The sequence below is a fragment of the Halomonas sp. CKK8 genome (assembly GCF_029625235.1).
GTDB lineage: Bacteria > Pseudomonadota > Gammaproteobacteria > Pseudomonadales > Halomonadaceae > Halomonas > Halomonas ventosae.
Genome location: NZ_CP121193.1, coordinates 2,670,507 through 2,684,045, shown reverse-complemented (window position 1 = coordinate 2,684,045; position 13,539 = coordinate 2,670,507). Strand labels below are relative to the sequence as shown.

The window sequence follows — 13,539 nt, the reverse complement described above, 5'->3', positions numbered from 1 at the left end:
GGCCGGCCGACATCTCGGCTCAGCCGAGCACCTCCTCGACCGGGCTGTCGCCGATACCCAGCAGTTGGACCTGAAGGCTGTTGCCATTGGCTTCGGCCTGAAGGGTATCCGGCAGGGACTGGTCGTCGCCGTAGGCCTTGAAGGCGAAGCGCCAGGCCTCGCCAGGCTCCAGGGTGCCGGGATCATCGTCACGCACACTATAGCCGCCGTCGGCGCTCTCGACGCGACCGTTCCACAGCGTGTCGATCTCGGCGGGCAGGTCAAAGCGTACCCGAGGGTCGACGATCTCCTCGTCGGAGAGGTTCTGGACGAAGAGCTCCGCCACATAGCCCGAGGACCAGCTGCTGGTGGTGTTGCCCGTGACCAGCAGCTCGGTGCCTTCGTCGACCACCCCCGGCAGCAGACCATCGCCCTCCAGCACGGCATCCGGCTCGGGGCGCTCGAGGGGCTCGCCGTGGAAGGCGTTGCCCGAGGCCAGGTGCAGGGTGGTGCCGTCCCCGAACACCGCAAACTCCATGTCGACCAGGGTGTCCTGGCTGCCCTGGCCGAGGATGACGGTCTCCTCCTCGCCGACGAACACCTGGTGGTCGTCGTAGTCCTCGGTATAGCGGGCGGTATCCACGCCCGCGCCGCCATCGAGGAGGTCGGTGCCGTCGTACCAGTCGTTGCCGGGGCCGCCCTGAAGGATGTCATTGCCGGCACCGCCGGTGAGGCTGTCGTGGCCCGAGCCGCCATTCAGGTAGACGCCGTCGTCTGACCCCTCGATCTCATCCGAGCGGCGGGAGCCGATCAGGTAGTCGAAGATCACCTCGTTGGCCTCGGCGTCGGTGATGGCGCCAAAGCTCTCGCCGCCCTGGTTGATCCACAGCGAGGGGGAGAGGTCGTCCGTCTCGGGGTCGCGGATGGATTGTTCGACGCGCACGCGGTTGTCGTGATCCTGGCCGCCGTGGAAGTTGATATCGCGATCGGTGAAGGCCACCTCGATATCGTTGCCCACCGAGGAGCGCCAGGAGGCGAAGGTCAGGCCGTGACGCATGCCGGAATCCTCGAGACCGGTGAAGGTGCCGTCATAGCTCTCGTGGAGTTCCACGGCATAGCCGTTGCCGCCGCTGCCCTTGTTGAAGGCGCCATGGGCCCCGAGCTCCTCGACCACGGGGTCCAGGGTCTTGGAGAAGCGAAAGGCGGTGGAGGGGCCATCGCGGACCTCGAGGTCGGCCAGTTGCGTGCCCACGGTGCCCTCCAGCAGCACGGCATCATAGCCGCTCAGCGCATCCAGGGTGTTGTTGAAGAGCCCCGCATCGGGCTCGCCCAGCTCGAAGGCGACGCTGAAGCCTTCCAGCCTGACGTCGTCGACGCTATCCAGGCGGGACAGTCGGGTCTCGCCTGCCTCCAAGGCGAAGTGCACCCCGCGATCCAGCACGACGTCGTTGCCCTCCACGGCCTCGACCCGGGCCATGCTGGTGCGCAGCTCCGCGTACTCCACCCGCCGCCAGGACGTGTCGCCAATGGCATCGAAGAAGGCGTCGTCGTTGTCCTGCCAGAGCCTCACGGTGTCACCCGGGGCCAGTCCATGGTCGCGATCCAGCGAGAGGCGCCGGTCCCCCTCGTCGAGATCGGCCTCGAGCCGGCCCTGGAAGCGAGTGCGGAAACCGTCCAGGTGGATGGCGTGGTCATCGTTTCGCTCCAGGGCGCGGTCGCTGAAGGTCAGGGTGGTGTCGCCGGAGCCGGCTCCCACCAGGGCGATGTCCGAGCGCTCGACCCGCAGCGCATCGTCGAGGAGGTGGTTGCCGGCGGCGAATTTCAGGGTCGACCCCGGCTCGGCGTCACGGATCAATTCATTGATCTTCTCGGCCGAGGTTCCGGTATCGATATCGTGGATGGAGGCCATGTTAATGCTCCTGTTTGTCGCGATTAAGAGACGGATTATATCCCGAATGCTTCAGTCACCTGCAGGATCATCCCCTTGCCAATCAGCCTGTTGTGTCTCTATTTAGGGACAGTTCATTAAAGGAAATGGACGCTTCAAGTCATGATGACGTTGAGGTATTGTCACCCGTTAATGTAGAAATGATGGTGTCAAAATCCAATGATTCATCGTCAACTTATGCGCCGAAAAACATGAAAGGAGTGACGCGATCGTCCCTGCCATGGGTGTTGCGTGCCTGTCGCTCTTCCCTGCTGTGGGTAGGAGGATTCAGCCTGGTGATCAACCTGCTGATGCTGACCCCGGCGCTCTACATGTTGCAGGTCTACGATCGTGTCATCACCACGGGGAGCCGCGAGACGCTGCTGCTGCTGACCCTGGTGGTGCTCTTCCTCTTCATCGTGATGGGCCTGCTGGAGGGGGTGCGGGCTCGGGTACTGGTCCGGGTGGGCAACCGTCTCGAGACCCGACTGGACGAAGGGCTCCACCAGACCATGGTAGCGCGCGCCCTGCGGCAGGCCACGCCCTCCGCCTGGCCGCTCGATGACCTCGCTGCCCTGCGTCAGGCGCTGGCCGGCGGTGGTCTCGTCGCGTTGTTCGATATCCTCTGGGTGCCGCTCTACCTGGCGTTGCTGTTCCTGTTCCACCCCTGGCTCGGTACCTTCGCCCTGCTCTCGGGAAGCGTGTTGCTGCTCCTGCTGCTGCTCGCCGAGCGACTCACCCGCGGGCTGCTCCAGGCGGCCGGCAACGAGCAGGCCACGGCGAGAGGCAGGGTGGAGACCCACCTGCGCCATGCCGAGGTACTGCAGGGCATGGGGATGGGCCCCGCCCTCGGCCGGCGCTGGCGGGGCGACCAGCGGCGCTGGCAGGCGGCCCAGTCGCGTGCCAGCGACCGGGCCGGGCTCCTCTCCGGGCTGACCCGCGTGCTGCGGCTGCTCTTCCAGTCCCTGATCCTGGGCCTTGGGGCCCTGCTGGTGCTCGATGAGCAGATCACGCCCGGCATGATGATTGCGGCATCCATCCTGATGGGGCGTGCCCTGGCCCCGGTGGACCAGATGGCCTCCCACTGGCGCGACCTGATGAACGCTCGGTCGGCCTACCATCGCCTCCAGAGGCTGCTTGCCGACGGCGAGCCGGAAGGGGAGCGGATGGCCTTGCCGAGACCGGCCGGCCGCCTGGTGGCCGAGGCCGTCACGGCAGGTCCACCGGGCAGTCGGGAACCGGTCGTGCGAGGCGTGAGCCTCGTCATCGCTCCGGGCGAGCAACTCGGGGTGATCGGGCCCAGCGCGTCGGGCAAGTCGACCCTGGTACGCGTCCTGCTCGGCATCTGGCCCGCCCAGGTGGGGACCGTACGCCTGGATGGCGCCGACATCGCCCGCTGGGACCGGGAGGCGCTCGGTCCCCACATCGGCTACCTGCCCCAGGACATCGAGCTCTTCGACGGCACCATCGCCGAGAACATCGCCCGGTTCGGAGAGGTCAGGTCCGAGCGGGTGATTGCGGCGGCCCGGCGCGCCGGCTTGCACGAGACGGTCCTGCGCCTGTCCGATGGCTACGATACCCGGCTCTCGGCCGCGGGGAGCGAACTCTCCACCGGCCAGCGCCAGCGCCTCGGCCTGGCCCGGGCACTGCATGGCGACCCGGTGCTGGTGGTGCTCGACGAGCCCAATGCCAACCTGGACCTGGAGGGCGAGCGAGCCCTGTCCCGGAGCCTGCAGCGACTCCGGGAGGAGGGCGTCAGCCTGGTGGTGGTCAGTCACCGCACGGGCGTATTACGCCAGGTGGATACGCTGCTGGTAATGGAAGACGGTCGCGTCGCCCTCAACGGTTCCAGGGATCGGGTACTGGCGCGTCTCGCCGCGTCGCGCCAGCGAGCGCCGGGGGGGGACGCCCCATGAGTCGGGATCACGACGTCGCCGGCGTGCCGTCGCCGCCGGTCGATGACCACTGGACGCGCCGCTTTGGCCTGCTCGTGCTGCTGCTCTGCCTCGGGGGCGTCGGCGGCTGGGCGGTAACGGCCGACCTGGCGGTGGCGGTCATCGCGCCCGGCCAGCTGGTGGCCGCCTCCTCCAACAAGGCCGTGAAGCATCCCTCCGGCGGTGTTGTAGACCGCATCGTCGTGGCGGAGGGCGACCGCGTGGCGCAGGGCGAGCCGCTGGTGGTGCTGGAGACAGCCCTGCTCGAGCGGCGGCTGGAGGTCGCCCGCACCCGCCATCGCCTGGCCCTGGCCGCCGAGGCGCGGCTGGCGGCCGAGCAGGGCGGCGAGGCGCGGCCGAGCTTTCCCTCGGCACTGGTCGATGCCGGGGACCCGGAGGCCAGCCGGATTATGGCGGTGCAGCTCGGGCTCTTCCATGTTCGACGCCTCTCCCAGGCGAAGGAGCGGGAGGCCCTGACGCAGCAGAACAACCGGCTGCGGGAGCGTATCGCGGGGCTCGCCACACAGGCGGATATCGCTGCACGCCGGCTCGATAACCTGCGCGAGGAGGTCGAGGCGCTGGGCTCGCTGTACCGGGACGGGCTGAGTGACCGGCAGCGGCTCAACGAGCTGGAGCGGGAGCTGCTGGAGGAGCAGGGGCGCGTCGAGGGTTACCGTCTCGAGCGGATTCGCCTCGCCTCACGCATCACGGAGAATGCCCGGGAGACGGAGCGGCGCCGCGAGGCCTTCCGGGAAGAGGTCGGCGAGGCCCTCCATGCGGCGCGCCGGCGCGTCGCCGATGCCGAGGAGCGCCTGGCCCGCCTCCAGGAGCAACGGCGGCGGGCGGTGATCACGGCCCCGGTCTCGGGGATCGTGGTCGGCCTCGCGGTGCATGCGCCGGGTGCGGTCATCGAGCCGGGGGCCATGGTGCTGGAACTGGTGCCCGAGTCGGACCCCCTGGTGGTCGAGGCGCGGGTTGCCGACCACGACATCGACCGGGTGGCCGTGGGGCAGCCCACCGAGATACGTTTCACGGCCTACAACCGGCGTCGTACCCGGAGCATCGAGGGGCGGGTCGTACGGGTCTCCGCGGACAGCGAGCGGGATGAGGCCTCGGGGCGTCGTTTCTACCGGGCCCGGGTCCGGCTCGCGTCGCAAGCGGCCGGGGCGGGCCTCGAGGCCATGCCGCTGAGGGCCGGGATGCCGGTGGAGGTGAGGCTGCAGGCCGGCGAGCGCACCCTGGCCGGCTACCTGCTCAGGCCGCTGGAGGACATGCTCTCGCGTGCCTTGCGCGCCAACTAGTCCGGCGCTGGGTGCTACCGGGGCATGCGCCTGTCCGGTGCGGGCACGCGGCCCTGGACTGGGCCGTTGAGGTTGAGTAGCGGCGTCGCCTCGACAGCCGGGAAGGCCCTCAGGTGCCCCCGGGGGACGGAGGACGCACCAGCCGGTAGGCCGAGAGCAGAAACAGCGGGGCACCGGCGACCAGGTAAAGGTGGTAGGAGACCAGTCGCCAGACCAGCACGGCGGCGGCGGCCTGCTCGCGCTCCATCAGCGGCAGCAGCAGCCCGCCGACGCCCAGTTCGGCCGCCCCCGCGCCGCCGGGCAAAAAGCTGAACTGGCTCGCGGCCATGGCCAGCATCTGGGTCAGGAAGGTCCATATCCAGTCGACGTTTCCCCCGGCGCCCAGCACCGCCAGGTAGAGCAGGCTGTAACGGAGCAGCCAGTGCGCCGTGGTAAGTCCCAGCATCGCCAGCAGGGTCGCGATGGGGAGCCGCAGGGTGGCCTGCAATGCCTGCCGACACGTCAGCAGGCGGCGGACGAGCCAGCGGCGCCGATAGCCGCTCAGCCAGCGTGCGCCCGGCGACGCGGTATAGCGCAGTAGCCCAGGCAGGTAGCCTATCGCCAGGGTAACGCCCACGGCCATCAGGGCCAGCGCTGCCAGGGCGGCCTGGATCAGCACCTGGTGGGGCCACTGGGTCTCGCCCAGCAGGGAGTAGGCCACCAGCCCCGAGAGCATGCCGAGGAAGAACAGCAGGTCGCAGCCCTGGTCGACCAGGAAGACGGCGGCCCCCCTGGAGGCCGGCAGGCCGCGCTGCGCCAGCAGGACCAGCAGCGTGGCCGGCCCACCAGTGCCCCCGGGCGTGGCACAGAGGGCGAACTTGGACGCCAGTTCGATGCCCAGCGCTCCACGCTGCCCAAGCCGGCCGGCCCGGCCATCCAGCATCAAGCGCAGCCGGGCGGCGTTGAGGTTCCAGCAGGCGAATGCCATCAGCAGCATCAGGGCCAATACCCCTGGCGGGAAGCGCGTGACCGCTGCCAGGGCACCCGGGCCGCCCAGCCAGGCCGTGACCAGGAGAGGTGCAGCGAGCGCCATCACGACCAGCAGGCCGTGCAGCGGCCGCCACCGCGGCAGTGGCCCGCGACGGTCAGCCGTTCCGGGTGATGGCATGGCGCTCGCTACCCTGACGCAGTTGCCGGTAGTGTCCCAGCAGGTCATCGATGACCCGCTCCCAGTCGAAGTGGCGCTCGACGTGCCGGCGGGCGTGGCGGCCCATGGCATCCGGGTCATTGAGGAAGAGCTCGCGCACGGCGCGGGCCATGTCGTCGGGGTCCCGGGGTCGACAGAGCACGCCGGCCCCCAGCGGCACATACTCCTTCAGGGCGCCCGCCCGGGCCGCGACCACCGGCAGCCCGCAGGCCATGGCCTCCTGGGCCACCAGGCCGAAGGTCTCCCGGGTGCCGGCATGCAACATGGCATCGGCGCTGGCCAGGGCGGTGGCGACCTCGGCGGGCGGGCCGTAGCGGGGCACCACGCTGACATTGTCGGCGACCCGGGTAGGCATGCCGGGGCCCATCAGCAGCAGGTGATACGCGGGGCCCAGGCGGGCCATGGTCGCCAGCAGCACGTCGACGTGCTTCTCCGGGGAGTGGCGGCCGGCGAAGACCAGCAGGCGCTGGTGGTCGCCCAGTCCCAGGCGTCGGCGTAGTCCAGGGTCACGATGCCGTGGGTGGAAGACCTCCAGATCGACCCCCAGCGGCTGGACGCGCACCTTCTCCACACCCCAGTCGGCCAGCCGCTCGGCCATGGCGGTGCAGGGCGCCAGCACGCTGTCGAAGTGGCCATAGAGGTCGCCCACGTAGCGCTGCAGGCGCTGGCGGACGCCGGCGCCGAACCGGTCACCCATCAGCCTCGGCAGGTCGGAGTGGAAGAAGCCCACCGTGGGCACCCCCAGGGCCTGGCCGGCCTCCGCGGCGGCCCAGGCGGTGACATAGGGGTCGCCGGCCTCGATCAGGTCGGGGGCCATCGTCATCAGGGCATCGCGCCAGGGACCGCGGCGCAGCGGGAAGCGGTAGCCCTGGCCAAGCGGAATCCGCGGAGCGGGGAGGGTATGTACCCCACCCAGCGAGCCGCGCTCGGCGCCGGGCACCAGCAGGCTGGTACACAGTCCCGGCCGGGCGGCCAGCACGCGATGCTTGGCCTCGAGGTAGGTGCGCACCCCGCCGCTGGCAGGCGCGTGGAACATGGTGACGTCGACGATATGCAAGGCGCCCTCCTGGCGTGGATGTGCCCTGCCAGCCTAGGGCGGCCATGCGACAGTTTTGCGACAGCCGCAACGCGAGACGGCGACCCGAGGGTCGCCGTCCTGTGCTGCCTGTGGTTGCCGAGCGGTCAGTCCGCGGGGCGACCCACCAGCGAGCGGGTCTCCTCGCGGGCCTCGGTCAGCGCCACGCGGATGACGTCGCCGAGCTTGAAGCGCTCCTCGCCCTCGACCTGGACGCGCCCCTCCTTGTCGTCGATCGCCACCTTGGTGCGGTCGCTGTGCATCAGCGGGGCCGGGATGAAGGCGGTGGCGCCGTTGGCGGTCAGGCGTACCCGCATGCCGCCGCGGTTGACGGCGATGACCTCGGCCTCGAAGGTCTCCTGGGCCTCGGCGGCCGGGCTCAGGTAGCGCACGTAGAGCCAGTCCTTGACGTCGCGTTCGGCCATGCGGTTCAGGCGGCGACGCTCGGTGAGCTGCTCGGTGAGCTGCTGGCTGGCCTCGGCCGGGGCCTGCTCGCCCTTGAGGACGCGCTTGATCAGCCGATGGTTGACCATGTCCCCGTACTTGCGGATCGGCGAGGTCCAGGTGGCATAGGCGGCCAGTCCCAGGCCGAAGTGCGGGCCGGGCTGGGCGGACATGCTGGTGAAGCCCTGGAAGCGGCGCAGGCGGGCATCCAGCCAGGCGTCGTCGCGGCCCTCGAGCTCGCGCTTGAGCTCGGTGTAGCGGGGCAGCTCGGTGAGCTGCTCCTGCTCTACCTGGATGTCCTGGCTGGCCAGGAACTCCTGGGCGGCCTCGGCCTTCTCCGGCTCGAAGGCGCGGTGCACATTGAAGATGCCGTGGCCGACGTGCTCGGCGAGCAGATGCGCGCAGCAGGCGTTGGCGGCGATCATCGACTCCTCGATCATGCGGTTGGCGATACGCCGATGCTCGGTGCGAATGTCCAGCACGTTGCCGGCCTCGTCCAGGTCGAAGACGAAGTCGGGCCGGTCCTTGAACACCAGGGCGTGGGCCGCCCGCCAGGCGCTGCGGGCCTCGGTCATGGCTTCGAGTGCCTTGAGCTGTTCGCCGATCGCATCAACCGGCGCCCAGTCGCCCTGACCCTCGAGCCAGTCGGAGACCCGGTCATAGGCGAGCTTGGCATGGGAGCGCGCGGTAGCGGCGAAGAAACGGTAGTCGCCGAGGCTGCCATCGGCGCCGACCTCCAGAGTGCAGGCCAGCACCGGGCGATCCTTGTCTTCCCACAGCGAGCAGAGGTCGTCGGCCAGCTGCTCGGGGAGCATAGTGACGTTCTGGCCCGGCAGGTAGACGGTGAAGGCGCGGGTGCGGGCCTCCAGGTCGGCGGCATGCCCCTCTTCCACGTAGGCGGTGGGGTCGGCGATGGCCACGGTCAGCGACCAGCCGCCATCCTCGCGGGGACGGATGCGCAGGGCGTCATCCATGTCGCGGGTCTTCTCGCCGTCGATGGTGAAGAAGGGCTCGGCGGTCAGGTCCTCGCGTTCGAGGCCCTCGTCGCGCAGTGGCCAGTCGTCGCCGGCGTCCGGGCACTCCTGCTCCAGGGCATGGCGAGCCAGGGTCACGCGCCACGGCACGGCCGGGTCGTCGGTCTTGGCCACCAGCTCGTCGATCTGGGTGAAGAAGGCGCGGTCATCGGGCTTGAGGGGATGGCGCACCAGGCGGGCCACCACCCAGTCGCCGTCGGCGATGCTCGCCTCATCGAGGCTGCGCTTGATGCGCGCCTTGAGGGCGGTCTTGATCGAAGGATGATCGGGAATCACCGCCAGGCGACCGTCGCGCTTCTGCACCCGGGCGATGAAGCGCTGCATGCCGGTCTCGATCAGGGTGTCGGGCTCGACCGAGGTCTTGTCACCCTCCTCGTGGAGGATGGCCTCGACGCGGTCACCATGCAGCACCAGCTTCATGGCGGGGGGCGGCACGAAGTAGGAGTTGCCGTCGTCGGTCTCGAGGAAACCGAAGCCCCTGTCGGTGGCCTTGATCACGCCCTCGACGCGAGGGGTGTTGGAGCGGATCTGTTGCTTGAGCTGGGCAAGCGCCGAGTTGTTCTGCAGCATGGTCACGATCGGTTGGCGGGTAGGGGGCTCACTATACGGATTCGCGACCCCGGCGCCAAACGCCGCGCCGGGGCACCACGCGGAATCAGTCGCTTGCGGTGGGATCTCGGTCAGAGGGCGGGTGTGGCTACCCGTTGAACGCCTCGCGAGCGGCCGTCGGTACTCGTCAGGGAAGACAGCCGGGTTCGCCTTCGGTAGCCTTTCCGGGTTCACGGCACGCGGAAGGCTCCATGACCCCACGACTGATCGTCTCCGACCTCGACGGCACCCTGCTCGGGGCCGACCATGACCTGCCCCCTGAGACCGTCGACACCCTGCGGGCCCTGGCGGGACAGGGCCACCACCTGGCCTTCGCTTCGGGGCGCCATTTCCGGGACATGCAGCGCTTCCGCGAGCGCCTGGGCGTGCCGGTGCACGTGATCAGCACCAACGGCGCCTATCTCCACGATACCGAGGACCGTCTGGTCAGCGCCCGCCACCTGGAGGCCTCGCTGGCCCGGGAGCTGATCGCCCTGCCGCGCCCCCCCGCGGTGCGCCTCAACCTCTACCAGGAGCACGAGTGGTTGATCGATGCCGAGGCGCCCGGCCTGCTGGCACTGCATGCCCACACCGGCTTCGGCTACCGGGTCGCCGACCCCGGCGAGCTCGACGGCGAGGGGGTCGGCAAGGTGCTCTATATCGGTGACCCGGGCGAGGTCGGGCGGCTGGCGGCGACGATTCGCGCCCGCCATGGCGAGCGGTTGCACCTGACCTGGTCGATGGCCACGTCACTGGAGATCATGGCAGAAGGCGTGAACAAGGGCACTGCCCTCGCCGCGCTGCTCGAGCGCCTGGGGCTCGGCCCCGAGGCGTGCCTGGCCTTCGGCGACAACCTCAACGACGTCGAGATGCTCGCCCTGGCCGGCGAGGCCCACGTCATGGCCAATGCCCATCCCGACCTGGCCGGCCGGCTTCCCGCGGCCGAGCGCATCGGCCATCACGATGAGAAGGCCGTGGCCGTGCGGCTGCGCGAGCGCTTCGGCCTGTCATGAATGCATGACGGCGCCCGCGGGCGCCGTCGATGGGTGGGTTCGTTGCCATTCAGCGCACGGTGATCACGGTGCAGTCGGCGGCGTGGCTGACCTTGTGGGAGACACTGCCGACCACCAACCCCTTGAGGTCGCTCAGGCCGCGACTGCCCATGACGATGGCGTCGACGCCACGGCGGCGGGCCTCGCTGATGATGGTGCGGGCCGGGTCGCCCTGGCCGATGACCGTCTCGAGGTTGGTGGCGCCGAGTTCCCGGGCCGCCTCGGCGGCGCGGTCCACGACCTGCTTGCCGGCCGCCTCGCGCTCCTCCCGCGAGGCCTCGACGGCGATGGCGCCGATGCCCCAGACCAGGGTGGTCTCGTGGGCGAGTTCCTCGGGGATGTGCAGCAGGTGCAGGGCGGCATTCTCCTGTCGGGCCAGTTGGCAGGCCACGGAGAGGGCCTTCTTGGCGTGCTCGGAGCCGTCGACGGGAACCAGGATGGAGTGGAACATGGTGGCATCCTTCAGGGGTGATGGTAGGGGTACCTACCGAGGAGCCTAACTCCCCGCTTGCGCGGTGTCATGATCCGCATCAAGGATGGCGCGCCTTCGCCTTTTCCTCGCCGGCCTCCAGGCGGCGCAACTGCTGCCAGAGGTCGCGGCGCAGGTCGGCCATGCGGGGGGCCTCCTCCGCGGCGAAGTCCAGCGGCCGGGCCAGGCGCTGGGTGCGCAGTCCCAGGCGCGCGCCCAGCAGTCCGACGCCGAGGCCCTGGGCGGCACGCGTCGAGAGCTTGCCGGCCAGGTCCATGGACAGCATCTGCATGCTCGCCTCGCTGGCGATCTCGCTGGCCCCTGCGAAGGCCATCTGGTAGAGCACGCTGCGCAGCAGCCGCAGGCGTGCCGCATAGCCCAGTTCCAGCCCATAGAGGCGGCACAGGCGGTCGACCATCGCCAGGTGGCGCCAGGCGACCAGCGCCATGTCGACCAGGGTCAATGGGCTCACCGCCACCATCACCGCCGTCTCGCCGGACATCCGCGAGATCAGCCGGCGGGCCTCCCGGTCGCGGGGGGCGAGCAGGTGATGGGTGAGCAGCGCCCGGGTGTCGCGCCCGTCATGGTGGGGCTCGCGGGCGGCCAGGAAGGCCTGCCAGTGGGGGTGGTCGTCGTCCAGGCCGAGGTCGCGGCGCAGCTGCCCGGCCAGCGACTGTGCCCGGGCGGGGGTGGCCTCGGGCAGGGCGGCGAGGCGCTCGCGCAGCCGCGCGTGGCGGGCCAGGCGGCGCAGGCGCCACAGCTCGCGCAGCAGGGCCGAACCGCCGAGCCCCAGGGCCAGCAGCAGCAGCAGGCTCCAGCCGCCGGCCAGCCAGTCGCCGCCGAGGCTGGCGGCCTGTAGGGTCCGGCCGGCCTCCATCGCGCCCAGGCCCAGGCTGCCGCCGAGCAGGGCGAGCAGTCCCCAGCGCCGCTTGCGTGGGCGCATCAGGCTATCCCCCAGCGCCTTTTCGCCGGGGGCCGCATCGGCCTGGGGGTCGTCCAGCGGCTGGCTCGGCAGTCTGGCCTCGAAGTGCCGCCCGGGCCGGGGATCCCGGGCGTCGGCCTCCGGGGCCGGCGCGTCATCGAGGGTGAAGCGCTCGCCCGGGCGAGGGTCCTGTTCGCGGGAAGGGGTCATGACAGCTTGTCTCCGATCAACCAGTCCAGGGCGGCATCCATGCGGATGTGGGGCAGCGGTGCCCCCTTCTCGCGGGGCAGGGGGCGGAAGGCCGTGAAGTCGAAGCCCTGGCGGGTCCAGAAGTCCGCCCCCGGCAGCCGGTCGGGAACCTCGCCGGGGAACAGCAGCAGCGACTCGCCGGCCAGGGTGGTGCCGCGCAGGGCTGGGGTACGTCGCCCCTGCTGGTTCACCTCGCGGCTCTGGGTGGCGCGGATCGCCGCCAGCGACAGGGCCCGGACCGGCACGTCGGCGAAGCGCAGGTCCTTCAGGGGGTCGGCGAGCAGCGCCTCGAGCAGGGCGACCAGGCGGCCGTGCTGCTCGGGGGTGACGTGGTCGGCCTTGGTGGCGGCGATGGCCAGGCGGTCGATGCGCGGGGCGAACAGCCTCGTCAGCAGGCTGCGTCGGCCGTAGTCGAAGCTCTGCATCAGGTTCGACAGGGCGCGGGAGAGGTCCTCGAAGCGCTCCGGCCCGGCGTTGAGGGCGCCGAGCACGTCGACCAGCACGATCTGGCGGTCGAAGCGGCGGAAGTGTTCGCGATAGAAGGGCTTGACGATGTGCTGCTGGTAGTGGCGAAAGCGTCGGGCGAGGGTGGCGTAGAGGCTCTCGGCCGGCAGGGCGGCGAGCGCGTCGCGGTCGGCCTCCCTGATGCCCGGCAGGGGGAAGAACTGCAGCACCGGGGCCCCCTCGAGCTCCCCGGGCAGCAGGAAGCGTCCCGGCTGCAGGTCGGCGAAGCCGGCCTCCCGGGCGGCCCGCAGTCCCCTGGCATACAGCTCGGCGATCTCGGCCAGGCGCGTCTCGTCGACCTCCTCGGCGGGGTCGAGGTCGGCCACCGCGCGGTGCCAGCCGGCGAACAGGTCGGCGCGCTCGCTGCCGCCGTCATGCCGCTGGGCCTGGCTCCAGCTCAGGTAGTCGTGCCCCAGCAGCGGCAGGTCGAGCAGCCACTCCCCGGGGTAGTCGAAGAGGTCCAGGGTCAGCTGGCGTGTCTCGCCACCGAGCAGACCACGCCGTGACGGCCGGTAGCGGATCGCCAGGCGCAGCTCGCTGATGCCGCGGGTCGGCTCGGGCCAGCGTGGGGGCTGGTCATCCAGCGCCAGCATCGCCTGGTCGTAGGGGAAGCGCGGCACGGCGAGGTCCTGCTGCTGCACGCGTCGGGCACCGAGCAGGCGCCCCTCGCGGGCGGCCGGCAGCAGGTCGAGTCGCGCCTCGAGGCCGGCATGGCGCAACTGGTTGACCAGCGAGGTGAGGAAGGCCGTCTTGCCCGAGCGCGACAGGCCGGTCACCGCCAGGCGCAGCTGGCGGTCGCGGCCGCGCTCGAGCAGGTCATGGAGTTCACGGGTCAGCGGGGTGCGCATGAGGCATCCTTGCGGGGTCGTATGCTG

10 protein-coding genes are annotated in these 13,539 nt (G+C 70.5%); 3 read left to right on the top strand and 7 right to left on the bottom strand.

Annotated features, from left to right (window positions below; genetic code table 11):
- Positions 1 to 19: 19 nt before the first annotated feature.
- The gene (locus P8934_RS12720; RefSeq protein ID WP_278031371.1) at positions 20 to 1,888 is read right to left on the bottom strand and encodes a cellulose binding domain-containing protein; all 1,869 of its coding nucleotides are present in this window, start codon (positions 1,886 to 1,888) and stop codon (positions 20 to 22) included.
- A 230-nt stretch (positions 1,889 to 2,118) separates the two neighbouring features.
- Between P8934_RS12720 and P8934_RS12715 the strand changes: the two genes are divergently transcribed.
- Together P8934_RS12715 and P8934_RS12710 are read left to right on the top strand one after the other, a co-directional pair.
- Entirely contained in the window at positions 2,119 to 3,822 is a 1,704-nt protein-coding gene (locus P8934_RS12715) for a type I secretion system permease/ATPase (protein ID WP_278031370.1), read from the top strand.
- Positions 3,819 to 5,141, top strand: coding sequence for an HlyD family type I secretion periplasmic adaptor subunit (locus P8934_RS12710; protein ID WP_278031369.1), 1,323 nt, complete (start codon positions 3,819 to 3,821; stop codon positions 5,139 to 5,141). Before P8934_RS12715 ends, P8934_RS12710 begins: the two co-directional genes overlap by 4 nt.
- A gap of 109 nt (positions 5,142 to 5,250) precedes the next feature.
- Here P8934_RS12710 and P8934_RS12705 read toward each other — a convergent pair whose 3' ends face one another.
- The 3 genes from P8934_RS12705 to P8934_RS12695 all read right to left on the bottom strand — a co-directional run bounded on the left by P8934_RS12705 (position 5,251) and on the right by P8934_RS12695 (position 9,450).
- A complete protein-coding gene (locus tag P8934_RS12705; RefSeq protein ID WP_278031368.1) occupies positions 5,251 to 6,288 on the bottom strand; it encodes a lysylphosphatidylglycerol synthase transmembrane domain-containing protein in 1,038 nt (345 codons plus the stop codon).
- Entirely contained in the window at positions 6,266 to 7,384 is a 1,119-nt protein-coding gene (locus P8934_RS12700) for a glycosyltransferase (protein WP_278031367.1), read from the bottom strand. Before P8934_RS12700 ends, P8934_RS12705 begins: the two co-directional genes overlap by 23 nt.
- A gap of 125 nt (positions 7,385 to 7,509) precedes the next feature.
- Positions 7,510 to 9,450, bottom strand: a complete 1,941-nt coding sequence (locus tag P8934_RS12695) for an exoribonuclease II (RefSeq protein WP_278031366.1) — start codon at positions 9,448 to 9,450, stop codon at positions 7,510 to 7,512.
- Between the two features lie 230 nt (positions 9,451 to 9,680).
- Here P8934_RS12695 and P8934_RS12690 point away from each other — a divergent pair, with 230 nt between their 5' ends.
- On the top strand, positions 9,681 to 10,481 hold the full coding sequence (locus tag P8934_RS12690) for a Cof-type HAD-IIB family hydrolase (protein ID WP_278031365.1): 801 nt from the start codon (positions 9,681 to 9,683) through the stop codon (positions 10,479 to 10,481).
- Between the two features lie 49 nt (positions 10,482 to 10,530).
- Here P8934_RS12690 and P8934_RS12685 read toward each other — a convergent pair whose 3' ends face one another.
- The 3 genes from P8934_RS12685 to P8934_RS12675 all read right to left on the bottom strand — a co-directional run bounded on the left by P8934_RS12685 (position 10,531) and on the right by P8934_RS12675 (position 13,512).
- A complete protein-coding gene (locus P8934_RS12685; protein ID WP_106230165.1) occupies positions 10,531 to 10,971 on the bottom strand; it encodes a universal stress protein in 441 nt (146 codons plus the stop codon).
- 79 nt (positions 10,972 to 11,050) lie between these two features.
- Entirely contained in the window at positions 11,051 to 12,121 is a 1,071-nt protein-coding gene (locus tag P8934_RS12680) for a TIGR01620 family protein (RefSeq protein WP_278031364.1), read from the bottom strand.
- Positions 12,118 to 13,512 carry a YcjX family protein gene (locus P8934_RS12675; protein WP_278031363.1) on the bottom strand — a complete coding sequence of 465 codons (1,395 nt, stop codon included), beginning with the start codon at positions 13,510 to 13,512 and terminating at the stop codon, positions 12,118 to 12,120. Before P8934_RS12675 ends, P8934_RS12680 begins: the two co-directional genes overlap by 4 nt.
- Positions 13,513 to 13,539 lie beyond the last annotated feature (27 nt).